Source organism: Paenibacillus sp. J22FR83, from assembly GCF_059691955.1.
In genome coordinates this window covers 77,557-104,087 of sequence record NZ_JCAUAM010000015.1, presented here as the reverse complement: position 1 = coordinate 104,087, position 26,531 = coordinate 77,557, and the positions used below count along the sequence as shown (strand labels likewise).

General features: G+C 47.4%; 16 protein-coding genes. 13 read left to right on the top strand and 3 right to left on the bottom strand.

Features of this window, described 5'->3' with window-relative positions; genetic code table 11:
• Window positions 1-288: 288 nt before the first annotated feature.
• Window positions 289-1,362, bottom strand: coding sequence for a LacI family DNA-binding transcriptional regulator (locus tag AC58PV_RS25350; RefSeq protein WP_497435371.1), 1,074 nt, complete (start codon window positions 1,360-1,362; stop codon window positions 289-291).
• Between the two features lie 242 nt (window positions 1,363-1,604).
• On the opposite strand from AC58PV_RS25350, the gene AC58PV_RS25345 reads away from it, so the two are divergent.
• Window positions 1,605-4,721, top strand: a complete 3,117-nt coding sequence (locus AC58PV_RS25345) for a beta-galactosidase (RefSeq protein ID WP_497435370.1) — start codon at window positions 1,605-1,607, stop codon at window positions 4,719-4,721.
• 447 nt (window positions 4,722-5,168) lie between these two features.
• On the opposite strand, the gene AC58PV_RS25340 is transcribed toward AC58PV_RS25345, so the two are convergent.
• Window positions 5,169-5,405 (bottom strand): AbrB/MazE/SpoVT family DNA-binding domain-containing protein, encoded by a 237-nt coding sequence (locus AC58PV_RS25340; RefSeq protein WP_497435369.1) that lies wholly within the window; start codon window positions 5,403-5,405, stop codon window positions 5,169-5,171.
• A gap of 257 nt (window positions 5,406-5,662) precedes the next feature.
• Between AC58PV_RS25340 and AC58PV_RS25335 the strand changes: the two genes are divergently transcribed.
• The 8 genes from AC58PV_RS25335 to AC58PV_RS25300 all read left to right on the top strand — a co-directional run bounded on the left by AC58PV_RS25335 (window position 5,663) and on the right by AC58PV_RS25300 (window position 13,171).
• Window positions 5,663-6,517, top strand: a complete 855-nt coding sequence (locus AC58PV_RS25335) for a sugar phosphate isomerase/epimerase family protein (protein WP_497435367.1) — start codon at window positions 5,663-5,665, stop codon at window positions 6,515-6,517.
• Window positions 6,518-6,519: 2 nt separating this feature from the next.
• Entirely contained in the window at window positions 6,520-7,536 is a 1,017-nt protein-coding gene (locus tag AC58PV_RS25330; RefSeq protein WP_497435366.1) for a Gfo/Idh/MocA family protein, read from the top strand.
• Between the two features lie 22 nt (window positions 7,537-7,558).
• Window positions 7,559-8,341, top strand: coding sequence for a glucosamine-6-phosphate deaminase (locus tag AC58PV_RS25325; protein ID WP_497435365.1), 783 nt, complete (start codon window positions 7,559-7,561; stop codon window positions 8,339-8,341).
• Window positions 8,331-9,512 (top strand): N-acetylglucosamine-6-phosphate deacetylase, encoded by a 1,182-nt coding sequence (locus tag AC58PV_RS25320; RefSeq protein WP_497435364.1) that lies wholly within the window; start codon window positions 8,331-8,333, stop codon window positions 9,510-9,512. Before AC58PV_RS25325 ends, AC58PV_RS25320 begins: the two co-directional genes overlap by 11 nt.
• A 75-nt stretch (window positions 9,513-9,587) precedes the next feature.
• Window positions 9,588-10,493, top strand: a complete 906-nt coding sequence (locus AC58PV_RS25315; RefSeq protein ID WP_497435362.1) for a helix-turn-helix domain-containing protein — start codon at window positions 9,588-9,590, stop codon at window positions 10,491-10,493.
• A 26-nt stretch (window positions 10,494-10,519) separates the two neighbouring features.
• Window positions 10,520-11,605, top strand: a complete 1,086-nt coding sequence (locus AC58PV_RS25310) for a Gfo/Idh/MocA family protein (protein WP_497435361.1) — start codon at window positions 10,520-10,522, stop codon at window positions 11,603-11,605.
• A 179-nt stretch (window positions 11,606-11,784) separates the two neighbouring features.
• Window positions 11,785-12,753 carry a GNAT family N-acetyltransferase gene (locus AC58PV_RS25305; RefSeq protein WP_497435360.1) on the top strand — a complete coding sequence of 323 codons (969 nt, stop codon included), beginning with the start codon at window positions 11,785-11,787 and terminating at the stop codon, window positions 12,751-12,753.
• Window positions 12,728-13,171, top strand: coding sequence for a hypothetical protein (locus AC58PV_RS25300; RefSeq protein WP_497435494.1), 444 nt, complete (start codon window positions 12,728-12,730; stop codon window positions 13,169-13,171). The genes AC58PV_RS25305 and AC58PV_RS25300 overlap by 26 nt, the downstream gene beginning before the upstream one ends.
• Window positions 13,172-13,490: 319 nt before the next feature.
• On the opposite strand, the gene AC58PV_RS25295 is transcribed toward AC58PV_RS25300, so the two are convergent.
• Complete coding sequence (locus AC58PV_RS25295; RefSeq protein ID WP_497435358.1) at window positions 13,491-15,764, bottom strand: helix-turn-helix domain-containing protein; 2,274 nt, start codon at window positions 15,762-15,764, stop codon at window positions 13,491-13,493.
• 342 nt (window positions 15,765-16,106) lie between these two features.
• Here AC58PV_RS25295 and AC58PV_RS25290 point away from each other — a divergent pair, with 342 nt between their 5' ends.
• The 4 genes from AC58PV_RS25290 (at window position 16,107) to AC58PV_RS25275 (ending at window position 25,755) form a co-directional block, all read left to right on the top strand.
• Window positions 16,107-17,012, top strand: a complete 906-nt coding sequence (locus AC58PV_RS25290; protein ID WP_497435357.1) for an ABC transporter permease — start codon at window positions 16,107-16,109, stop codon at window positions 17,010-17,012.
• A gap of 16 nt (window positions 17,013-17,028) precedes the next feature.
• Window positions 17,029-17,889 (top strand): carbohydrate ABC transporter permease, encoded by an 861-nt coding sequence (locus AC58PV_RS25285; RefSeq protein WP_497435356.1) that lies wholly within the window; start codon window positions 17,029-17,031, stop codon window positions 17,887-17,889.
• A gap of 82 nt (window positions 17,890-17,971) precedes the next feature.
• The gene (locus tag AC58PV_RS25280) at window positions 17,972-19,528 is read left to right on the top strand and encodes an extracellular solute-binding protein (protein WP_497435354.1); all 1,557 of its coding nucleotides are present in this window, start codon (window positions 17,972-17,974) and stop codon (window positions 19,526-19,528) included.
• Window positions 19,529-19,602: 74 nt separating this feature from the next.
• The gene (locus AC58PV_RS25275) at window positions 19,603-25,755 is read left to right on the top strand and encodes an S-layer homology domain-containing protein (RefSeq protein ID WP_497435353.1); all 6,153 of its coding nucleotides are present in this window, start codon (window positions 19,603-19,605) and stop codon (window positions 25,753-25,755) included.
• The last annotated feature ends 776 nt before the right edge of the window (window positions 25,756-26,531 follow it).

Below are 26,531 nucleotides of genomic sequence, written 5' to 3'. Positions count from 1 at the left end.
AAACTTACTCTCAACAATGTAGAATATTCAGGAATGTTGCAAACGATTGATTACTGTATGGATTGCAGAAAAACATTATCTCCCGATAGTTATGCAACAAGGTGTTTAGATGAACTTCATTAGTTGTATGCAGAACAGCGAATAAGAACGCCTAACTGGCGTGCTTATTCGCTGTTTTTTTACGGAATGACGTTGGCTTGAAGGAAGAGACGTGTGCGACTTAATTGGCATGATGGTTGAGAGTGTTTTTTCCAGTTATTACAAATATGTAAGGGAGAGATCACTTGATTAGCCAGTATCCCGCGCAATAAACCGAGCCGATAACACCACTTTCTCCACTTGTCGGCCTGGATGCTGGAGGCGGTAGAGGAGTGTTTCGACAGCTCGAATGCCCAAGGATTCCTTGCCGAGCTCAATTGTACTTAATGCAGGAGCTGCATAGGCGGCGGCTTCAATGTTGTCCAGTCCAATAACTTTAACTTGCGTGGGGACATCGAGTCCATGACGTTTCAGGATTGGCAACAGCGCAAGCGCGAGGTGATCATTGGCGCAAACAAAACCATCTGGCATGGTTTCCGGCGTTAATGCCGCTACTTTGCGGTCTATTTGATGGAGCATGTGCGGCTCAGCGTAGGCGACGTGCCATTTCTTCAAATGGTAGTGCTCAGCAGGCCCGGCCATATCTTCGAGTGCCATGCGGCAGCCCCACCATCGCTCTTTGAAACTGACGGCGAATTGATCATCGCCGATGAATATCACACGCTTCGCGCCAGCGGAGAGCAAGCGTTGACAGGCCATTTTGCCAGCATCCAAATTGTTATTAAGCACGCAATCGACTTCGATGAGCGGTTCATGATGGTCGATGAGGACGAGTGGAATCCCGCTCTGCTTCAACGATATGACGGACTGGGCAGGAAAGGTGCCAGCTAACAACTGCCCTATGCAATGCGACGGATCGAGATAGGAAGGCATCTGCAACTGGGGTTGATGATGTGGTGCGATGGGAACGATGAGATGCTCGTAACCGAGCTCTTTGCTGGCAGCGGCAATGCCGGCGAGAACCTTTCCCCAGAAAGGGTTGTCCTCCAAGTAGGAAGACTGAATCCAGACCAGGATATAGGGGGAGATTTCGGTTTTGGCGTGAGGATCCCCATCCGATAGATGACTGGAAGCGGGTTGATTAGTTGACATGCGTTGCGGATTCTTCTGCTGGAGCGTATAGCCCATCGCTTTCGCAGTCTCTTGAATACGAAGACGGTTCTCTTCACTGACGCCTGACTTACCAGATAAGGCTTGAGAAACGGTGAATTTGGACATGCCTAGTCGGTCGGCAATTTGCTGCATAGATACTTTAGGGCTCATGAGTGACATCCTTCTATATACTACATACGTTAATTTTTTAATTAGGCTAACAAAACTATTGTTCATGATTAAAGTGCTAATGTCAATCAGCTTTAAGATATTGGTTATATGTAAAATAAAGATTGACCGCAACTCAGAAAGTGAGTAAATTATGTTCATATTTACGAGTTGTTAGCCTAACAAAAATAACAAAATGAAGTAGCGGGTGATTGAGTCCGCTTACCTATTTGGAGGATGAGAGCATGTGTACAACGATCATATTTTACGATCCCACATTTCCATATGAAGGCATTCGGCCGGGTGAGAAGGCAGTTGCAGAACTTGGAGAAATAGGAGAGGTAGTTGGTGCAGACGGACTAGCGGCGGCACTGGAGCATGGGGCAGATAATTTCATCCATCTTCATGGACGATATTTTCCGAAGTCAGCATGGCAAGCTATCCTAACTCATGCGCAACAGGGCAAAGGATTCGTACACGTTGGCAGCGCTCCTTTCCGGGTACCGGCTTACCAAGGCGCGGAGGGATGGGAGCTGGAAATCGAGCAGACGGCGTACCATCAACAGCTTCAAATTCATGAAATCCTTTCCGTTGACGACGCTCCCATCGCTAGGTATGCTGCGAATGCCGAGTTGCCTTTGCTGGCAGGTAAGGAAGATCTAATCGCGATTCAACCAACGGTAGGATTCGCATTGCATGTAACTAGAACTGATGATCACCCTGGTCAAGTTGGTTCGAGTGGGCCGATGGATGCACATTTCACGCCACTTCTGAAGGGGATTTCCAAAGAGGGACGCGAAGTGGCAGCGCCGATCGTGCTTCTTGAGAATACGAAGGGAGCGTTCGCGGGTGGCCGGTGGATTTTCGCCAATGTAGTCACGGATGAAGGGTTCTGGCATAACGGAGGAGCCGCACTAGTCGGGGAGTTAGCAGCCTATACAAAACGTGGCGTTACGGAAATTTGGTTCAAACCGAACTATGCTTGTTATGACCCGGGCGATCGTGCCGCCTTAACGGTTCAATTGCAGTCGCTTGCGAATCGCACGGGGGCTGTATCGGAGAATGCGACTTGGACATTCCATGTCCAAGTATCCAAAGACGGAGCAACATCACCAGTCTGGACGACCGAATTCGAGATGAATGCGTCACGTGAGCTCTCTTTTAAAAAGGTAAACATCCCTGTTGATATCGTAGCGGGTTACTATACCGCGGTGTGTAAAGCGGTTGCGAATACGGGGGAGACGCGCACGTTTAACCAAGGTTTCTGGGGTTATGATGCTGATTTGCTTCGCGAAGGAACGCCGATGTCCTGTGATCGCGACTACTTCTGGAAGGACGGGCGTCCGCTCCCGATTGTGGGGATGACGTATATGACGAGTGATGTGGCGAGGAAGTTTTTGTTCTTGCCGAATGTTGCGGTGTGGGATCGGGATATTGCGCAAATGGTCAAAGCGGGTATCAACCTGCTGCGTACGGGCGTGTGGTCGGCGTGGCGTCAAATTATGTTCGTAGACGGACATCCGTATGAGGAAGTGCTGCGCAGTATCGATGCTTTTATTTTGACTTGCAAAAGACACGAAATCGAAGTCACGTTCAATTTCTTCTCTTTTACACCAGAGTTGTGGGAGGGCGTCAATCCGTATTTGGATCCTCGCAGCGTGGAGGCGCAGAAGCGGTTTATTTCTTCGGTGGTGTCCAGACATAAGGAAACGACGAATGTGCATTGGGATTTGATCAATGAGCCGTCGATGTTCAATCCGAGCAAACCTTTTGCTGGGCCGCAGTCGGCACATGATGCTTTCGAGCACGAGGCATATGTGGCTTGGCTGGAGGAGCGTCACGGGGATATTCGCAAGCTGCAAGAGCGGTGGAATATGTCTCCGGCGGAGCTGCCAAGCTTTGCTAGCGTGCGTTTGCTCGATCCTTCTGAAGTGAACATGAGCACGACGGAAACGTTGGAGAAGAAGGGATCCCCATGGCTGGATTACACGCTATTCACCATGGACATGCACAATCGGTGGGCGAAGGAGCTCATCGCGACGATTCGCAGTATTAACCCTGCACAGCTGGCGACTGTGGGACAGGATGAGGGATTGGGCGCTCAGCGGCCATCGCCATTCTTTTACGCAGAAGCCGTGGATTATACGACGGTGCATACCTGGTGGTTGATGGATCAGCTGGTGTGGGACGGAATATTCTCCAAGGCACCGACGAAACCGAGTTTGATTCAAGAAACGGGCATTATGTATGTGGAGACGGCGGATGGGCGAGCGAAGCGGTCGGAGGTTGAGTTGCGTAATATTTTGGAGCGCAAATATGCCTATGCTTTCTCAACGGGTGGAGCTGGCGCTGTGCAGTGGATTTGGAATATTAACTTCTATATGAACAACATTAATGAATCGCATATCGGTGCGCTGCGGGCAGATGGTACAGAGAAGCCGGAGGCGGATGTTTCGTACGATTTCGGGGCATTCATGGGCGAGATTCGCGATCTCTTCGTGGGCCGTCAATTAGAGGATGTCGTGGCTGTTTTCCCGTATTCAAATGATTTCTCCACACGCAAACTAGCTGGTGACGCAACGGCGAAGCTGACACGCACGCTTGCTTATGGGATGAATGTACCGTTTCGCGGGTTGGGCGAATATCACCTCGAAGCCTTAGCATCGGATCAGCCGAAGCTGATTATCGTACCGAGTGCACATAACTTCAGCGATGCCGGGCTCGAGAAGTTGACGACGCATATACGTGAGAATGGTGGCACGCTGCTCTTTACAGGGCCGCTTGGCTTGAATGAGTACTGGGCGCCTGTCGCTCGGTTGACGGATATCGTAGGTGAAACGGTGCTGGGCAACATTGTGCGCGAAGAGGCAATGGTGTTGGACGGCGAGATGGTTCCTGTGTCCTTCGGTGGTGCACGGATCGCTCAGTTGAACAAGGAAACCGCGCTCTCCGATGACGGTGGCTGGAACTCGCAACATGGTGTCGTTCGCAGCTATGAGCTGGGTAAAGGCCAGCTCATATGGTGTCCACTCCCAGTGGAACTAGGTGAGCGCAGTGATGTGCTAGAGAAGCTGTACACGTATGCGTTGAATGCAGCTGGTGTTGAGCGGGAACTGACGTGGGTAAAAGGCGGGCAGCTGCCAGGCGTGTATGGGCGGAAGCTCAGCTTCGATAGCGGATCCCTGTTCATCTTCGTCTCGGAGTTCAGCGTGGATACGCCGATTGAAGTGATCGATCCGGCAACGGGCCGGAGCTATGCGTTCGAGCTGGAAGCCGAACGTACGGTGATGTTCGCTGCGAATTCTGCGGGCGAGCTGTTGGCGGTGTATCGACCTGAGCAGGTGCAGGTTGAGGTGAAGTAAGTTAGAGAATGCCCCCGAATGAGAAGTGGTTCTCATTTGGGGGTATTTTTGGTTATGGCGGGTGATGGGAGGAGGCGGATGGCGCAAGGATGGGAAGGTAGAAGTAGGAGGGTCAGTTGGGTAGCTAGATTTAAATAGATGGAAAAAATACAGTTAGATTAGTCATATTTCGTGGTTTTTACAGAATAAATGGAAAATATACAGCTATTATGAACAGGATTGGTGGTTTATGTGATTATGAAGGAAATTAACTGTATGAAATCCATCTATTAGATGGGAATGGAGCAAATCAGCAAAAATAGCTGCATAAAATCCATTTAACTTCGTTTCGAGCGGCGGAGGGGTGGCTGTCGGCCGATTGGCTTTCGAGTGTTTGTGCTCCTTCTCTACAAAAAAGCCCACTCAGGGTGACCCCTGGAAGGGCTTTGTCAAAACTAGCTTTTCCGATCAAGCTATCTCATCAATACAGTTGCTGCAAACGAGCTTCCCTTTGAAATAGGTCATATCCTCGAAGTTACCACAGAACACACAAGCAGGCATATACTTCTTGAGCGTAATTCGCTCAGGGTCCACATAGACCTCGATGGCGTCGCCAATTTCAATATGAAGTGTCCGACGCAATTCAATAGGCAAAACAATCCGTCCCAACTCGTCTACTTTTCTTACAATTCCCGTTGATTTCATACTATGACCTCCCTATTTCGTGAATGAAGGAACTACTTGAACTAGTTACAAAGTCTCATATTCTGTGTATAGATCTATTCCACATATGCACTCAAATTCCTTTTATTTACTGGCTGAGACTTTCAACTAGAAGTAAATGTGCATGCAAGTGCGTGAAAGCGAAAAAAATGTAAACTTACTTCAATAGAAACGTCAACTTTCCACCAGACAATCTTGGTATAGTTAGGAAAATGACAAGCGAAGGTGGAGGATATTCATTGATTTGGGATCGATTGGGCGTACTGACGGATGAAGTATCTCCGGATTTCGAGAAAGCGTTGAATTGGATTGCTGAGCAAGGTTTGAAACATGTTGAAGTAAGAGTCGTGAATGGTGTCAATGTCTCAGCGTTAGCTGACGATCTCATCGTAGATATCCGCAAAATGGTTGAGGAGCGTGGACTATATGTCTCAGCCATTGCATCTCCTTTGTTCAAATGTGCGCTTGATCCGAAGCGATTAGTTGAATCCGGGGACACGTTTGGGCAGAAGGAACAAGGTGTAGAGGAACATTTTGAGAAGCTGGATAGGGTTATCGAATTGGCAAAAGGGCTGGGGACAACGCGCATCCGAATTTTCTCGTTTTGGCGAGAGTTGGATCCGCAGCAGCATCGTGATGAGATTGTTCATCATTTAAAAAGGGCAGGGGACATCGCAGCCAAGGCAGGTATGGTACTGCTTCTAGAGAATGAACCTTCCTGTAACGGGGGCTTTGCAGAAGAAGTGGCGGCACTTGTAACTGCCATCGATTCTCCAGCTGTACGGGGGCTTTGGGACCCCGGCAATGAAGCGTATGGCGCAAGAGAGGCTTTCCCGAGCGGGTATGCGTATATGAAAAATGCTTTGGCCCATGTCCATCTGAAAGATGCCTACATTCAGCAAGATGGAACACCGAAATGTGTCCCTCTTGGATCAGGGAATGCGGCAATAACCGCTCAAATTAAAGCGCTTGAAGCGGATGGGTATGCGGGTTTGTATACGATTGAAACGCATTTTGTTCCAGAAGGTGGCAGTCAGCTAACGGGTACACGAATGACTCTGGATGCGCTTCGAGCTCTGCTTGAGGAGGTATAGGTTTGGCTAACTGGAGGTTCGGAATTATCGGCTGCGGGTCAGTCGCTGATTTTCATATCGAGGCTATCCGTCAAATCGAAGAGGCGAGTCTAGTCATTGTATCGAGTCGAGTGGAGGCGAAGGCGCAAGCGGTTGCTGAGCGAGAAGGCTGCTCGTGGACGACGGACTATCGTGAGCTCTTGACCAGATCGGATGTGGATATCGTCTGTGTTACGACTTCAAGCGGCAGCCACGCGGCCATTGGTTTGGAGGTCGTGAAGGCGGGCAAGCATTTGATTATTGAGAAGCCAATCAGTATGAATGTGAACGATGGGGAGCGGCTTGTGCAAGCGGCCAAAGCGAACAATGTTACACTCTCTGTCATCTCACAGCGACGATTTGAAGCTCAGAATCAAGCGATTAAACGGGTGTTGGATGAAGGAGCACTCGGTAAGCTTTTGCTGGTCGAGGTGTCACTCCCGTTTCATCGATCCCAGTCTTATTATGATAGTGCAGAATGGCGAGGCACGGTTGCTGAGGATGGCGGTGCCTTGATGAACCAAGGGATTCATTGCTTGGATCTGCTGTTATGGTTCGCGGGTGACGTTCACACCGTCTTTGGTAAAGTGGCCACGCAGACGCATATGATGGAAGCTGAGGATTTGGGTTTGGCTATTTTGCAATTTACAAATGGGGCGTTCGGTACAATCATGGCTTCGACTAGCATCGCTCCAGGCTTTGCAGCAACGATTAACTTGTACGGGGAAAAAGGTGCGATCAAGCTGGAAGGCTCGACGATTGTCCATTGGACGGTGCCAGGGCGAAGCGAACCAACTTGGGCCCAGGCAGGTGCCTATGGCGGCGTTAGGGATCCCCGCAGCATTGTGTCGGATTTTCATCAGAGCCAACTGCTCGACGTTATGGCTTCCATCGAAGCCGGCGATGAACCGCTGGTTACGGGGGAAGCTGGGCTGCGCGCGGTGCAGCTCGTGGAACAAATTTATAAGAGCGCTGCTGAAGGGCGGCAACTGACTCTATGATGATAATTGGAGGAACGATTCTATGAGCGAGTCGCAAGTGCAAGTACAACCTGTTTGGCAGGCACGAATTGATGCGTTGAAAGTTAACGTGTATCCGCATCGAATAGCATTGGGGCAAGCAGCAGGGCAAGATGCAGCCAATCAAATCAAGTCGTTGCTTGCTGAGAAAGCAGCTATCCGTATGATTTTCGCAGCAGCTCCCTCGCAAAATGAAATGCTCGAAACGCTGGCTCAAGATGAAGACATCGATTGGTCGCGGATCACTGTGTTTCACATGGATGAGTATATCGGGCTTAGTGAGGATGCACCACAGCGGTTTGGGCGCTTTCTGAATGAGCGACTGTTCGATCAAGTGAAGCCTGGCATTGTGCATCTAATTAATAGCATGAATCAGGCAGAGGACGAGTGCAGACGGTATAGCGCACTCCTCGAAGAAGCGCCGATTGATATCGTCTGCCTCGGCATTGGCGAGAATGGTCACATTGCTTTCAATGACCCGCCCGTTGCTGATTTCACAGATCCGGTGTTGATTAAACGTGTGGAGTTGGATGAAATATGTCGGCAGCAGCAGGTGAATGACGGGTGTTTCAACAGTTTGGCTAACGTGCCGACCCATGCGTTAACGCTGACGATTCCTGCGCTCATGTCGGGGAGTCATCTATTCTGCTCTGTTCCTGGTGTAACGAAGCATGAGGCCGTCAAGCGTACATTGAACGGAGCAATCTCGACCGAGTGCCCATCGACGATTCTCCGGAGGCATTCGGACTGCACGATGTATCTGGATCGCGATTCCTATGGCCGCTAAAATGAGTGCCATTCGCGCACGCCATTATGCAACGGGAGCACCTGTTGCGATTACCGTCAGCGATGGACGTATCGGTGAGGTGGTGCAGTTGGATGCTGCCCACTCCGAAGAACTGCCGATCATCGCCCCCGGCTTAGTCGATCTGCAAATCAATGGCTATGCGGGATTAGACTTCAACCAACTTCCGCTGCAAGCGGAAACGGTTAGTCAAATCATCCGCAAGCTATGGCGGGAAGGGGTGACTTCCAGTTACCCCACCGTCATTACGAACTCGCCCGAAGCGATCGCAAGCGCGCTCGGCAGTATTGCGAGCGCCTGCGCAGCGGATCCGGCGACAGAACAAGGCATTGCGGGCATTCATCTCGAAGGCCCGTTCATTTCGCCGGATGATGGAGCGCGCGGCGCTCATCGCCTGGATGCCGTAAGGCCGCCGGATTGGGACCTCTTCTGCCGCTGGCAGGAAGCGGCTGGCGGCCGCATCAAGATTGTGACGTTGTCGCCGGAATGGCCGGACAGTGCCGATTTCATCAAGCGCTGCGTCGATAGTGGGGTGGTCGTGTCCATCGGACACACCGCTGCGGACGCAGCACAGATTGTGGAAGCCGTCGCGGCAGGCGCTCGGATGTCGACGCATCTAGGGAACGGGGCTCACCTGATGCTGCCGCGCCATCCGAACTATCTGTGGGAGCAATTGGCACAGGAGGCATTATGGAGCTGTGTGATCGCGGATGGGTTTCATTTGCCGGACCAAGTGTTGAAGGTTGTGCTGAAGGTGAAGGGGGAGCAAGCGCTGCTAGTTAGCGACGCCGTGGCCATCAGCGGTCTTGCACCAGGCGTCTACAAGACGCATATTGGTGGAGAAGTTGTACTTACCACAGAAGGCAAGCTTCACTTAGCTGCTGACCCCCGGCTGCTGGCAGGCTCGGCCCAGATGTTGCTGTGGGGCATCGCACATCTGAATCGACGCGGTCTTGTTGAGTTCTCATCAGCGTGGGACATGGCATCGACACGACCGGCTCGATTGATGGGATTACCTGTCTCAGAGGGCTTGTCGGCAGGAGCTCCGGCTGATTTCGTGCTCCTTGACCCTGTGCGAGATGACGGTCACATCCCCTTGCGGCAGACGTACAAAGCCGGCAAGCTCGTGTACGATAGAAGTAGTGGGATTTAAATAGAAGCGGGTTGTTCTATTCTGCCAATTGGCATATGCTTGAAGGAAATATGGCTTCGGACAGGTGGTAATCGTATGAGCATGGAGAAGGGAATGCCCTATTTTCAAACGAAATCTACATTGAAAAAGGAGTTTCCTTTTAAAATATTCCGCTACTCCAGCCTTGCGCTGAAGCAGCCCTTGCATATCCACGAATATACGCAGATTGCTTACGTGCTCAAGGGCGTATGCAACCACCAACTTCGCGGTAAGTCGCTGAATGTTAGCAGAGGGGATATGTTCATCATCACCCCAGGCGTGGAACACAGTTTGAGCGCAATCCAGGATCATGAATTCGAAGTGGTGCTGATTGATTTTCTCCCCTATTTGGTGAGGGAGCAGTTGAAACCTTTCTCGGATACCCTGCATCCTTTACTTCAAAATGCTGACGAATTGCCCGAGCTATCCTCTTTACCGCAGCCATGGCTGCATATCGCCAAGTCGAAGCAACTGCTCGTTGAGCAGCTGCTGCAAGATATTCAGGATGAATTCGAGCATCGTGAAGCGGGGTATGAATATGCCATATGTACGAGCCTCATTAAGCTGCTCATCATTATGGATCGCGAGTACCGCAGTGCTAGGCGAAAGCAACGTGTACAATCAACATCAACGAGCCAACATCCCATCGAGGAAGTAAAACGATATATACACGATAATTACAGTCAAGATATTCCGTTGGAGCAAGGAGCTTTCTTAGCGAATATGGCGCCAGCTTACTTTAGTACGGTTTTTAAAAAAGAAACAGGTCAGAACTTCGTCGATTATGTGAATGAAGTACGCATTGAAAGGGCTATGGAATTGATTCAGCGCAATATGCATACGATTACACAAATTGGCTTCCAGGTCGGATTTCATCATCTCAGCCACTTCATCCGAACTTTCAAGAAACGAACAGGCATTACGCCTACGGAATATAAGAAAACGTTTGGCAAGGCCACCTAAACCTACGAAAGAAAGAGGTAATTGCGATGACCAAGAAAATTGTGAAGGTTGGTATTATTGGACAGGGGCGCAGCGGGCGCGATATTCACGGGAATTTACTTGTTCAATTGCCAGAGCATTACAAGATTACAGCGGTTGCAGATTCTATTCCTGAGCGGCAAGAGTTGGCGAAGCAAGAATATGGTTGCAAAGCCTACGCCTCTTGGGAAGATATGGTAGCTCAAGAGGAGCTAGATTTGATCGTGAATGCTTCTCCGAGCCATCAGCATTTTCCAATTACGCTGGATTTGCTTAACCGCGGCTTACATGTCTTATGTGAAAAACCGTTGGCTAAAACAACGGAGGAAGTCGATCAGCTTATCGAGGCTTCTGAGCGGAACGGTGCTATTTTGGCCGTATTCCAGCAATCCCGTTATCAACCAGCCTTCGTTCAGGTGCGTAAAGTGATCGAATCTGGTGTGCTAGGACGCATCGTACAGATCGATTTCACCCATAACGGGTTTGCTCGTCGTTGGGATTGGCAAACGCTGCAGGGCAATAATGGCGGCAGTTTGATGAACACGGGGCCGCATCCGCTGGATCAGGCTCTGCAACTGTTCGGAGCAGACGCACAGCCGGAAGTCATGTGTATTATGGATAGAACGAATACCTTTGGTGATGCGGAGGATTATGTGAAACTCCTGTTGCGTGGAAAAGGTAGACCTACAATTGATTTGGAAATTTCATCCAGTTCCGCTTTTCCACATGAACTGTTCAACATTCAAGGAACGAACGGCGGACTTCGTGGAACAGGGGATAAGCTGGAGTGGAAATATTTCAAACCGGAGGAAGCGCCTGAGCAGAAGCTGATTCGAGAGCCGTTATTTACAGCGGATGGAAAGCCTGCCTATTGCAGCGAGAAGTTGCCTTGGCAAACGGAAAGCTGGGAGGTTGCGATTCCAGGAGGAAAGTCCTCTTTTGAGCATATGACAGAGAGGCTGTACCTGATGTTGTATGACACCCTTACCGAGGGGAAAGAGTTGGAGATTACACCTCAGCAAGTGCGTAGACAGTTGTGGGTTATCGAGGAGTGTCAACGCCAGAATCCTCACATTTATGCAGATAAGCAATAAGATGTTATGCCCTGAACTCGCTTTTTGGCGGGGGAGGGGCTTTTTGAGATAGATCTACCAACAAGTGAAAGATTTGCTTATATGCGAGAGCGTCACGATGTCCTATATTTCTCAGTAAGGCTATGCCAATTGCCATTAGTTATGTATGTGAGAACAGGGGTACCTAGAGGAGGAGCAGCATGAACTGGATTTTAGAACGGATGGAAGCGTCGCATCTGAGCGATATGGTGGCAGTTTGGAATAAGGAGTTGTCGGACACATTTCCGATGAGGCTTCGACTGCTGGAGCAGAACATTGTTGGCGATCGTCTTTGGCTAAGGGAAGGATCCTTGGTGGCGCTAGAGCAATCGTCCGGGCGCGTTATTGGATTCGTCATCGGCAAGATGGCTAGTGATGTTACTATGCGTTATGGCATTCGACGGGACATGGGGTGGGTCCAGGCACTGATGGTGGATCCACAACATAGAAACAAGGGAATCGGCAGTTACTTGCTGCGCAAAGCCGAAGAAGCCCTGCAGAATGCCGGAGCGCAGCGGATCATGCTAGGTAATGATCTGCACGGCCGTCTATTTCCGGGGATTCCGGATGGGCTCGAGGAAACGAAAGCTTGGTTTGAGAAGCGTAACTACGCCTTCTTGGAGAAATCTTTCGATCTGCTGAACGCATACGAAGACGATGCCAACGTATCGTTGCCCCCTGTCCATGAGGCGACATTCCGAGTTGCCAATCAGGGGGACCGAGAAGCTTTAACCGCGTTCATGAGCCGCTGCTTTCCTGGCGCCTGGGATTATCAGCATCGCGACTATTGGGAACGCGGGGGTACAGGCAGGGAATTCGTGATACTGGAGAAAGAAGGCTCGATTATTGGGTTTTGCAGGATGAACGATGCGCAGTCACCGTTGTTAGCTCAGAACATCTACTGGTCGCCGCTCTTCGAGGGGGAATTGGGCGGAATTGGCCCTCTAGGCATCGATGAGAGCTTCCGAGGATACAAGTACGGGATCTCGATTGTGCAAGCAGCAATTCATTACCTGCTACAGCGTAACGTTCGTCACGTGGTTATCGATACGACACCTTACGTAGACTTCTACGGGAAGCTGGGTTATCAGAGCTGGAAGTGCTATGCGAGATACGCGAAGGATCTATAAGATAGAAGCTAAAGAGGGAGCAGTTGCGCTGACTAGGCGTAGTTGCTCCCTTTGTTCGTATATGTTTGTTTTGGGGTTAGGCGTTATTGTTACTGGGGATGTGGCAGGAGTAGCAGGAGTAACAGGAGTATTAGAAGTAGCAATAGTAGCAAGAATAACAGGAGTAGCAGGATTAGCAGAAGTAGCAGGAGTAGTAGAAGTAGCAGGAGTAGTAGAAGTAACAGGAGTAGTAGAAGTAACTATTGTTGTTCATGATGCCCACGTAGCACACTCATCGGCGCCAACCCCAGGCCGCCTGCCCATGCGAATAACTGGATTTTCTACAGCTAATTCAAGCGAAATCACCGCATTTTTCATAATAACTGGATTTTCTCCAGTTAAATTAAGCCATTTTCCTCAAACGGAACACTTTGAGTGAAATTAGATGTAGAAAATACAGCTAAACGCCAAAAAGGCTAGTTTTACTCGGAAATAGATGTAGAAAATCCAGTTATTTCCCCTAAGGCTGCCCAAATAAGGGACTGCCAAAGCAATCCAGCATAGCCAGACCAGCACGCAATTGCTACCGTCCTTTCCTATTCGGTTCACCAGAAATCAAGTCTTGCGAAACCAAAACGGAACCACGTTCCGCTATTTCGCGATTTCAACCTCCTTATCTCAACTAACGGAACTACGTTCCGTATCTCTCCCACGCTTGAGAGATAGCCCACCTCCAAGTGGGCATATCTCTATCATTCTCAGTTCTTATTATTCAACCTCCGGAATTCACTAGGAGTAATTCCCGTATGTCTTTTGAATACGCGGTTGAATGAAGCGGCCGTGAAGTAGCCGACGAGCGAAGCAATTTCTTGCACCTTCAGGTCGGTATCCCGCAGCATTTCGATCGATTTATTCATACGGACGGTAAAAATATAGTCGCTGAAGTTCGTTCCTGTCTTTTCTTTGAAATACGTCGATAAATACGGACCGGTAATGCCCAGTTTCGCTGAGATGGCTTCCAGGGACAGATCGTCACCGAAATTGGACTCCACATATTCCATGACGAATTTGGTCATGACATCGGTTTCTGATTTCTTCTCTTTAATGGCTGCTGCGGACCGTGACAGGAACCAGTGCAAGAAATCCTTGTACTGCTCCAAGGTATGGCAGGCTTTCAAGAGATCGTAAGGTGAACCCCTGTCGGAGAACGTGTGGATGGAGATATTTTGGGCGTACATACTCTTCATCGCTTTGTTCACGATATCTTTGGTGAAGTCTTGGAACTGATAAGCGAGTGCACCAGCCTTCGCAAGCTGATCAAGCAGCTTATCGGCTAATGGAATCGTGACAGTATCAGAGCCTGCTTGCAGATTAGCTGTCAGTTCATTGTCCTCGGAAGGTGTAGGGATGAGTAGAGCGGGCTGTGGATGCCATTCCGTAATAACTTGAACATCTTCGCCTAGCCGTCTCTGTTTAATGAGATCTAACGCGTTCTGATAGGTTTCTACGAAGTCAGACGAGCTCTTGTGAACAGGACTTGGTGCAATGGTGAAGTTGCAATACAAGGAGTCCATTTCCAGCATGCTAACAAGATGATCTAGATTGTCTGAATGCGCAGCTTCTTCCTCATTTTCGATAAATAGAATGGATAGGATCTGATCTTTTTCCAATTGAAAGGTTAATGAATCCGTGTAAATTCGCGAGAAATGCGTTTCGATCAGTTCTTTATACGTGTTGAAAATGCGCTGTTGTCCATTCGTAATCTCCGCAAGGAACGTATCCTTGAAGTCAATTTGAAAAAGGACGAGCTTATATGGCTTATTCGCATCAATGGAAGTGGGCAATTGCGAGCCTTTGCCTTCCAGTTTCCTCAATCGTGTCATGTAGGCAAACTGCTGCAATAAGGTGTTCTTGGAACGAATATCCTTATGAAATTCCTGATTGGATCGAGATAAATCATGAAGCGTATTGTGAAGCAAGTTGAATTCCTTAATTCGACTATTCTTATTTCCCTGCAAGCCTGTAGGGTGAAATGATTCCAGTGAGCGAATCATGTTCGCAAGCGGGTTATGGAATCTCCGAGCAATCAGATACGAAACTGCCAATGAGATGAATAAGGAAAGCAGGATGAGCGCCAGCATATTCAGGTTAAGCCGGTGAATTTGTTGCGTGAGACCTTTGTCAGAAACGATCTCGATATACGTTAATCCGGTTTCTGCACTGGTTTGATAGAAATAATAAGTATTTTTGATGCGCGTATAGCCGTTTCCCGTTATCGCTTTGACCTCTTCAGGCAGTTTAGCTTCCTCCGAAGAGAAAATCACATTGCGACTGCCGTCTACAATTAATAAGCTGCTTTCCGGTTGAGACTGATGAAATGCTTCAAATATTTTAGAGCTCTTCATAAAGACGATAAAAGCGAAATTCGTGTCGTAAGCGCTTTTAATCATAATGGGCATCAGGCTGCTGATGGGTTTGTGTTCAAAAGCAGTGACAGAGTTGAAAACGGCTGAAGGGTAGACTTTGAAGCTCTGTGAGCTTGCCAACTCCTTGTTCCAGAAATCGACCGTATAAGCGGACTGGGCATAAAACTTGTTGAACATAGTCTCGGCATCCCGAGTGCCGTCCTTTTCAATAACGAACCGACTATCTTTGAAGTAATACAGGATGTTGTCCAAATACAGCAAGGAATTATTAAGGGAGTACTGTAAGTTAGTTTGCGTCTTAATGACAATATCGTAGTGGGATAAAGGATTCCCATTCTTTAGGATTTCTGTTTCATTGCTGAACAGATAGCCGACCATGATACTGCGAATCAGCTTGATATGTTTCTCATAATTAGCGAACGTTGTATTCAAATTCAGACCGCTATTCACGATAATCTCGTCCTTGATCCGATCGCGGAAGAAGGAATAAGACCACGTATTAATGGAAACGAGCAATAGAATAATCGCGATGAAGCTGAAGAACAGGGTGTAGAACAGTGATACTTGATTTTGGATTTTTGCCGACAATCGTGCTATCCACTTCATCGTGTCATTCCTTTCCTTAGCTCTTAGTAAGAGTTAACCATATTGAGTATAGCATGGAGCAATGGGTGGGGTTCAATACTCGGAGCTTTAAAAAGTTCTCCATTTTCATGATTTAGGCATCAATAAGCATAGCTGGCGTGCGAAATAGTGACAAATCGTGGATACACAGAAGAGATTTTCCATTGAGGCGGATTGGAGGGAAATTGACTTATCTTAAGAACCTATGTCGATTTCGGGAATGCAGAAAATAGTGAGGAATCGAAATTATGCCTCATTGTCCGGATAACCTGCTTACTTTAAAGTTTGATGCATAGACAGGATATTCAGACTGGAGGTCAAGGCATGGGGCAATACCAAAAGAGATGGCATAACAGCAAGTATTTAATGCTATTGTTTTTGCCGGCGCTTATTTATTACCTATTATTTAAATATGTGCCGATGTTCGGGATTTTGATTTCATTTAAGGATTACAACACCTTCAAGGGTGTGTGGGCAAGTGAATGGGTGGGGTTGAAATACTACTCCCTATTCTTCAATAGTCCCGACTTTCTGAAGTTGCTGAAAAACACAGTGCTCCTAGGGGTTTCCAAAGTTATTTTCGGATTTCCGGCACCAATCATTCTAGCTCTACTATTAAATGAAGTGCGCAGGGCTGCACTAAAGCGATTTGTGCAATCCATTAGTTATTTGCCTCACTTTATATCGAATGTCGTTGTGGTGAGCATGATGTTCTTATTTCTCTCGCCAACGAGTGGTTTGGTCAATAAAGTGATCCAGTGGTTCGGTTATGACGCTGTGAACTTCATGCAGAATGAAAGTTATTTCCGGGCCATTTATATTTTGTCTGAAATTTGGCAGCATGTCGGTTGGGAAACGATTATTTATCTAGCTGCTCTTAGTGCAATTGATCCTCAATTATATGAGGCGGCACGCGTAGATGGCGCGAATCGCAGGCACCAATTGCTGCATATTACGATTCCGGGCATTCGGCCGGCGATTATTATTCTGTTTATTTTGAACATCGGACATGTCTTGGATATCGGTTTTGAAAAGGTGCTTCTGATGCTGAATCCATCCATTTATTCGACGGCCGACGTTCTATCCACTTATGTGTATCGGACAGGTATTCAGTCCATGAACTATAGCTATGCGACAGCCATTGATTTATTCAGCAGCATCATTAACCTCATCTTCATTCTGACTGCCAACTGGATTAGCCGCAGAACGAGCGAGACAAGCTTATGGTAGGGAAGGGAGTACGCGTATGAAAAGAAAATTCGGTCTCTTTGATATTGTTTTATTCGTGAGTTTGCTGGGCGTGGTCGTATCGGCGCTGTATCCCTTCGTTTATATGATAGCGGTTTCGTTCAGTGGGGTCGTTCCGGTCTTGAAGGGGCAAGTCTTCTTATGGCCCAAAGATTTTAATTTAAACACCTATGCATCCGTATTTGAAAAGCCAGAAATTGGAAGGGCTTACCTCAATACGATCTTCTATACCTTGCTAGGCACGACACTGTCCTTGATCGTTAGTGCAGCAGCTGCTTATGCCCTTTCTAAGAAACATATGCTATTTCACCGTGGCTTCATGGTCATGATTGTCATTACGCTCTTCTTCAGTGGTGGCATGATACCGACGTTCCTGGTTGTCAAAAGCTACCATCTTATCGATACGATCTGGGCGATGATTCTACCAACATTGGTTAGTTCCTGGAACATCATCGTGATGCGTACGTTCTTTGCTGGCATGCCGCAGGAAGTTGAGGAGTCTGGCAAAATGGATGGACTCACGGATATCGGTATTTTCTTTCGGCTCGTTTTACCGTTATCCAAAGCGATTCTGGCGACCATTGGTTTATTCTACGGCGTTGCGATCTGGAACAACTTCTTCTCAGCCCTCTTATATTTGCGAGATGCTGACTTGTTCCCGCTGCAGATTATTGTTCGCAACATGGTGCTGCAAGGTCAGGGCACTGGTGCTGGTAATATCGGCGGCGACAGTATGATCGTAGATGAATCCATTAAATATGCAACCATCATTATTACAACGGTTCCCATCCTGATGATCTACCCGTTCCTACAGAAGTATTTTGCTAAAGGAGCACTAATTGGGTCGATCAAAGGTTAAAATAGAGCTACAAGAACAATGGGGAGCAAGGAAGGCAAGGACGAAAGCAAATTCGAGGATAACAGGGAGAGTGGGGCAACGTATGAAGAAGAAGTCGGTCGTTATGTTAGCAACAATTATGAGTTTGAGTTTCGTTGTGGGTGCATGTTCCAAAGATAGCAGTGTAGCAACGCCATCCGCAGCATCGACAGCAGCAGCCTCGTCATCAGCGTCATCAGCACCGAAAGCACAAACCTTCAAGTTCCTAGACTACAGTAACCCAAGCTGGCCTTATGATGCGAATTGGAAAGTGTGGAGCTATTTGACGGAGAAAACGGGTGTGAAGCTAGACATTCAATTGCCGCCAGGAAATCTGCTAGAGGATGCCCTTAGTATGACTGTTGCTTCTGGGGATATGCCGGATCTCATGTGGACGCAAACGAAAGCAATCGCCGATAAATTTGGGCAGCAAGGTGCCTTGGTCAACATTCTTGACTATGTGAAGGACATGCCGAACTTGAAGGCTTGGATGGAGAAGTACCCAACAGAAGCGCAGAACGTTCTATCCTCTGATGGCAAAATGTATGTGTTCCCGAACCAAGGTTTAGGTGAGTCCAACCGTCGTACATGGATGTATCGGGAAGATGTATTCAAGAAGCTCGGTTTAGCAGCGCCAACGAACTGGGATGAACTCTATGAGACGTTGAAGAAATTGAAAGCCGCATACCCAGATAGCTATCCATTGACGTTCCGTAACGGTCTGCGTTATATGTATGATTTCGGAGCGGGCTTCAACGTCCCTGCAGAAGTAGAGAAACGGAAAGCTTCCGTGTTCTTTGACAGCGCATCCAAAGATTGGAAATATGCGCCGATTCAGAACGAATACAAAACATTGTTGACGTATATGAACAAGTTCTACAAAGAAAGCTTGATTCCGAAAGATTTCTTAACAATTGATACGAAAATGTGGCAGGATATCGTTTCCACGAATCGTGCATTCGTGACGCTTGACTACATGGGACGCATTGACTTCTATAACAGTGCACTGCGCAAAGACAATCCACAATTCACGATGAACTATATGGCCCCACCAGCAGGTTGGGCAGGTGGACCGCGTAAGACGGCCTTTACAGCAGTGACAGAAGAAGGATTCATGGTCTCTTCCAAGTCGAAACAAATTAAAGAAGTAATGAAGTATCTGGATTTCTTCTACTCTGAAGAAGGGAAGAAACTTGTTAGCTGGGGGAAAGAAGGAGAGACAGCGAGTGGAACATCCTTTACTACGAAGTATGCTGACATCGCAGATTTGAGAAAGAAAACGGGCTTGTCCACAGACGGAGCTTATACATGGTTTGATTTCAATGCGCATATTTCTGTCTCTTCACCTGAGCTGCAAGCCGCTTACAAAGAGGCACCTAAGTATGATGGTGAGAAAAATAGTACGCTTGCTTTCACGCTGGAAGAGCAACAAATTTTGGATACGAAAGGTGATTCCTTGAACGCTAATCGTGATGAGAATTTCTCCAAATTCATCATGGGCTCACGTAACTTCAGCGAGTGGGATAAATTTATTGAAGAGCAGAAGAAGCTTGGCTATGAGGAAATCGTGAATATTTACAGAAATGCTGACAAACGTGCGAAAGCAGCCGTGAAAAAGTAAGTTTACAGAGGAAAGATTCACTGACTACAGCCCCGCCTTAGATAGCGGGGCTTTGTATGATCTAGAGGAGAGGGATGAAGATTATGGTGCTTCGTCGGTTTATGAAAAGGCTCTCAGTTTTACAAGCAGTGCTGTTACTCTTAAGCCTGCTGCAAGTGTTTCTTCCACATCAAGCCGCACGTGCGGCGGTTCAGGAGTTTCCAATTTCTTTGCAGTTGAACAATATGGATTCGACGACGAATCTAACTGGTGATATCAAAGGAACAGCTGATCTTGCAGTCGTCAATAATTCCGATCCTCAGTATATCAAGGAGGGTACGGGATCCAAGAAGTGGTTACTAGCCTTTAATAATGGCGCAGATGTTGCAGGTTCTGCTCTTATTTATCCTAAATTAGCACCGAATGTTGATTTGAACGGATATAGCACCATGAAAATATGGGCGTATTCCATAAAAGCGAGAACCGGCGATCAAGCAGATAAGCCGATTCAACTTCGATTTTATATGAAGGGTGACACTAGTAATTATTATTACTACAGAGTCCTTCTCGATTGGACAGGATGGAAGGAAATTGAGGTTCCGCTCAGTGTTGTCAAAACGCAGAAGAGCATAGCAACATTGAATAATTGGGGTTCATTAGATTACGTGCGTTTCGATCAGGCTGCTATTGCCAATACGACGCTTGACCTAGGCTTGCAAATTTACTTGGATGATTTCAGATTAACCAATACGGCATCTGTTCAACCTGTTACGGCAGATAAAGCCTCTGGCGAATATACAAATAAAGTAACCGTTAGCCTATCCAGCTTATCGACGCCGGCTATTCTCACGAAGATATACTATAAACGCGTGGGCATTGATAGTACATTCCAACTTTACACAAGTCCACTCACATTCACATCGAATGGTGAACAGACAGCGAATGTGACGTTAGTTACCAAATCAGCCATAAACGCGACAGAAAGCGAAGAAACGACCTATCAGTACTCGATTGTTTATCGAGATTACGTTGAGACGGTCAATGTGAACCCGCCAGCGAGCTTGTATGCGGAAGCGAAAACGGTTGCCTTATCATCACCGACAGCTGGGGCTGCGATCTATTATAAAATTGAAGGTGTAGATGCCACTTACAAGCTGTATAGCACGCCAATTCTAATTGATCATACACAGACAGTGACGACGAAAGCTGAATTCGAAGGCAAGGTCAGTGAAGTGAAGAGTTACACCTATAACATTGATTTGTCTGGAAGTTCCAGCACGCCAATTGGTAACATGGAAACTTTCGGTGGTTGGACGAACACGGCAGCAACGTCTGAAATTCCTGCAGTCCTCGGTACGAAGTCGGGGAAATGGGCAGATCCAACGACGGCTATCAACGTCACAGGGATGACAGGACCTTGGAAACAAAATGACCAGATTGAATTCTGGATGTATTCGGAGAAGGCTTCGAATAAAAAGGTGTATTTCATTTTGGAGTGCAACGTGCCAACACCAGGGTTTGATTATTTTATGACGACGTTTTATGTGGATTGGGCGGGATGGAAGAAAGTTGAAATCCCCTTCAATAAAATGTTGAATTCAACGGGATTAGCTGACTTGGCGAATTTCAACCAAGTGATTATACATCCCAATTGGTACAATTTAGATGTATCTGATCCGACAGATAAGATATATTTCGATGGTTTTGCTCTTGCGAAGAATGCAGTCGAATCATCCATTAAACAAATTGACAAGAGCACCTTGCCAGATAGCACGCTGAACTACACATTTTCGCTCAAAAATATCAGTGACGTCGATACGGCATATCAAATTTCGCCGAAAACCGCATTTGGACCTGGCTATGATGTAACCGTGTCTTCGACAACCGCTGTCGTTGCCAAAGGCGCAGAAACAGATGTGAACCTTCAGGTTAAAGTACCTGCATCCGCTCAGGTTGGCGATGTGCAGAAAGCCATTTATACAGTGAAGCCAATTCAAGGCGGTAAGGAAATTACGATTGAATTGAATGTGAAGGTTGGCGCCCCAAGGGTTGCGACAAAGCAGCATCCTTACATTATGACCTCGCAAACACAGTTGAATGAGGCGAAAGCGAAGATTCAGAATTTTGGCTGGGCCGAGGATTACCTGGAAGCGATTAAAGTGAAAGCAGACAGTTGGTTGAATAAAACGATTTATTACCCGTCCAAACCAGCGGGAGAGAGTGGTAAATTCGTCTGCGGAGATACACCGCTTGTTTTCAATTATGACAGTCCGCATGCGCATGTTTGTCCGACTGACAATCAGGTGTACACAGGGGCGGATGTGGATGGTGGATGGCGGTTTACAGCTCACACCGTGAATATTGAAGCGGTACGCAATCTTGCCATTACCTATGCACTGAGCGGTGAAACGAAATATGCGCAGAAAGCCAAAGAAATGCTGCTCGGCTATGCAGAACTGTATCCGAGCTATGCGATGCAGGCGCTTAACGGCAGACTGTACTATCAGTCATTAGATGAAGCGGTTCAGATGATCGAACTTGTTCAAGCTTATGACTTGATTGAACCGAGCGGTCTATTGAATGCCGCTGATAAGTACAATGTGGAACAGAATTTGTTTGCTCCTTCTGCTAAAACCTTGCAAGGCTATGACGTAGGGAAGTCGAATTGGCAGACATGGCACAATGCGGCAATCGGTGCGGTTGGTGCAGCATTGGAAGATAAGACACTGATGGATTTCTCTGTGACAGGGAAGAGCGGATTTAATTTCCAAATGGCCAACAGCGTACTATCCGATGGTTTCTGGTATGAGGGTGCGATTGGTTATCATTTCTACGCACAATCTGCCCTATTCTTCCATGCACAAGCCCTGAAAAATATGGGTTATGATTTATTTGCGAGTCCGAACTTCAAGAAAACGTTCGATGTTACGCTCCAGTATGCCTTCCCTGATCTTGGCATTATTAATAGTAACGATTCTGGTAAGTATCCAACGAATTTAGGAGCGCCAGGCAGAGTAGTACCCATGGATTACGAAGGCGTATATGCGGAGTATAACGACGCTGATTATGGAACGCTGCTAAGCATTCTTTATAATGACAGAGCGCGGGCAAGAGGCGGTTTTATTATACCTGGCAACACAAGCTCAGGTATTGTTGGCGAACAAGCGGTATTTTACGGGAAAACTGCAATTCCAACTGGAGGCATATTACCTTCTGAGAGTATGAATTTCACGGGACTTGGCCATTCGGTTTTGCGTGCAGGTACGGGGAATGAACAGCTTTACGCATTGGTTGATTACGGAGTACATGGCGGCTATCACGGTCATCCGGATAAGCTTCATCTCGAAGTATTCGGGAAAGGTGAGCGGTTAGCTCCGGATCTGGGTATCCCTCCTTACAGTAATTCTATGTACACGTCTTATTACAAAACGACATTTTCACATAACACCGTCATGGTTGACGGCGATACACAGGCCATTCCAACTGTGAACAATGTGGAAGTGTATGAACCTACGAAATTATTCATGCAATCGGAACCATTCAATATTATGACGAACACATCCAGTAAAGCCTATGCGGGCATGAGTCGTTATGAGCGAACGGTGGCTGTGACGAAAGATTACATGATCGATTTATTCTCATTAGAATCGGCAACGAGTCATCAGTATGATTGGTTATTGCATGGCATTGGCACATTCACACCAGGCACAACCATGGACACTTTCGCAGGTCCACTGGGTACGAAGGACTCAACGCCTTTCTTCCGAAATGGTACGTCCAAGGAGCTATCCGGTAAGTGGGAAGGTGCATGGAATACCGTCAATGGAAATGGGTTGAAGTTATTTAGTTTAACTAGCTCGCCGAGCGCGACTTCTACGATGATCGTAGGCGAAGCCCCAGGGCCAGGCAACGATACAGCTGCTTATACACCAACTGTGGTTAATCGGGTCTATGGCAACAATGCACAATTCGTTAGCGTACTTGAACCGTTCTCAGGTGCAAGCAAAATCGAGAACGTGCGCAGAACCGACTCCACACACATTGTAGTGGACATGAAAGATGGTCGTAAGCAATTATTCTATTCGAATAGCGAGAAGGAAGTAGCTGGACAGTTGCAATATTATTTTGTAGATGGCAAGCAACAAACAGCAGAGAATGTGGCCATCACAACGAGTGTGAATGCGAACGAACTGCAGTTGTCTATGAATGAGCTATCAGGCGTTAGCTCTGTGACTACGGTGATTTACGCACCAGACACGACGAAAGTGTTATGGAACGGTACGGAAGTACCATTCACCAAAGATAATGGTTTTGTAATGGTAAGTGTGAAGACGTCAGCTGCCCCAGTGTTATCAGCAGATGTAACTGCGAACGATACACTTAGCGCAATCGATCTGACATTTACCGAGGATGCGGCCTGGAGATCGGCAATCACGGCAGTGAAGGATGGCGCAGTGACATTGTCACCGGCAGATTACACAATTGGAGCAGGAAAGATCACGATACGCGCTGGCGCGTTAAGCGAAGGCAGCCATACCCTAACGGTTACGGCGACGAATTATGATCACGCTATGGTTACCCAAGTTGTTGTACTAGGTGTTCCAGTTGTGATAAGCAACGACGCTCTGTTGTCGAGTTTGGGTGTAGATCAAGGCTCGTTAACCTTCGATACTGCGCAGCTGTCTTACAGTGTGGACGTTCCGAACAGTGTAAGTAGCCTTATTTTGACAATTGGAAAAGGTCATCCCCATCAATCCTTGGCAGTGACTGGTGCAACATATAGTTCAGTGACAGGTGACGTGTACACGTATACGGTGAACGATTTGCAAGTCGGAGCTAACGTAATTTATGTAAACGTAACAGCGGAAGATGGCATTGCCACGAATCCATATCAAATTAGTGTGAACCGAGCAGATGTGCCTGTAGTGAGTAGTAATGCTGACTTGAGCGGACTAACATTGTCTATTGGCGACATTTCGCCTGTTTTTGCAGCAGGTACCACAGGCTATAGTTCGACTGTTTCTAATTCAGTTTCGCGTCTATCGGTGACGGCAAATGTGTATGACAGTCATTCGACGATGACCGTAAATGGCGTGGCAACGGTTAGCGGTGGAGCTAGTGAGTTGGTTAATTTACAAGTAGGTACGAATGCCATCAAGATCGTCGTGACTGCACAGAATGGCAGCAGTAAGACCTATACGGTAACGGTGACACGTGGAGCAGATAACAGTAGTTCTTCTTCGTCATCTTCACCTTCAATTTCAAGTAACGCACCCGTTGTCTCTACTAATGGTACGTTGACATTGCCGCAAGGTAAAACGGGTGAAGTTAGTTTGAACAATGAAGTGAAGATTACGATTCCGGCGGATGCTTCGGCCAAAGACTTGAAAGTCACGATAGACAAAGTACTTGATACCCAAAAACTAATCACAAGTAAAGAGGTTCTCGCTAGTCCGATTTTTGAGATATTGAAAAACTTCACTGAGAACTTCAGTAAACCGATTACTTTAACGTTTGCTTTTGACAAAAATAGCTTGAAAGCTGACCAAAAAGCAGCGGTATTCTATTTTGATGAAGCTAAAAAGGTGTGGGTGGAAGTTCCAGGCGGCAAGGTGAATGGGGATCAAATCACTGTCGATGTGGACCATTTTACGAAATATGCCGTATTCGCTGTTAACCAAACGCCGACTGTTCCAGGGAAACCACCGGTAGTTTCCAAGCTAAGTGATGTAGCGGGGCATTGGGCCGAGGTAGATATCCAAGCAGCGTTGAAAACAGGCATCGTCCAAGGCTATGAGGATGGTTCATTTAAGCCGGATCAGTTCGTATCGCGTGCAGAATTCATCGTCATGCTGATGAATGGGTTGCATCCTAACGCAGGGGCAGAGAAGCTGCCGAATTACTCGGATGCTGGATCCATCGGCGATTGGGCGAAACAGGCGATTGCGCTGGCAGCCAATTCGAACCTGGTTCAAGGCTACGAGGACGGCACCTTCCGTCCGGGCAATCCATTGACAAGAGCACAACTGGCTGTTGTGCTGGCAAATGCAGCTGGACCGCAAGACACAGCGGCCAAAGCCGTGCCATTCGCGGATGTCTCCGACATCCCTGCGTGGGCCTTAGACGCTGTAGGCATCGTCCAAGAAGCCGGGCTGATGCAAGGATACGCGGAGAACCGCTTCGGACCTCTTGGTACAGTGACGCGTGCAGAGGCAATCACGGTGATTACTCGCTTGTTGCAGAAGTAAAAAGCAAAAAACACCCCCAAAAGATACGCGCTTGCAATGCAAGTGCGTATCTTTTGGGGGTTCGTTTGCGTGGCGGCGGTCGTCGCTTGTTCATGTGTGCTGTCCACCAAAATGTCAATCGTCCGTGTGACGCCAGTCGGTGACCCACGCTGCAAATCCTAGCTGTAGCCCCACCTCCGCCGTCTACCTGGCCGCCGACACCAACAATATAAGTAGTTAAAAGTAATGAGGGGTAATGAGTGAAATGTGATTGATTGACTTGTTGTGAGGAGGAGGGAAGAATGTGGGAAAAGTGGAGTGATGGGAAGTGAAGAATTCCTAGCCCTTGTCAAAAGTGCAAAAGAGCACTTTTGACAGGGGCTTTCCCCTCAAATATTGGAAATTAATGCAAATAGGCATCAATTTGAAACCAATTCATGAAATTCTGAAGAAAAACGCTAAAAAGGTTGCCTATTTGCACGCATTTCCCAATATTGACGATAAATTAGTAGGAAAGGTTGTATATTTGCATTTTTGAGTGAGGGGGAGTTAAGGAAAGAAATATAAGTGGAGTGTGGAAGTAGAAGAGAAGAGTGAGAGTGAGAGTGAGAGTGAGAGTGAGAGTGAGAGTGAGTAGATTTGGTATAGTAGCGGCAATGGTAATGGTAGAAGTAGTTTGGATCGCTCGAAGAGAAAATAAAGGTTACCCCGCATGACCGCAACACCAATAGTCCGAAAATACCCAAATAATCTCAGTATTAGCACCAACAAATCCGAATTAGTCCGAAAACGCCACT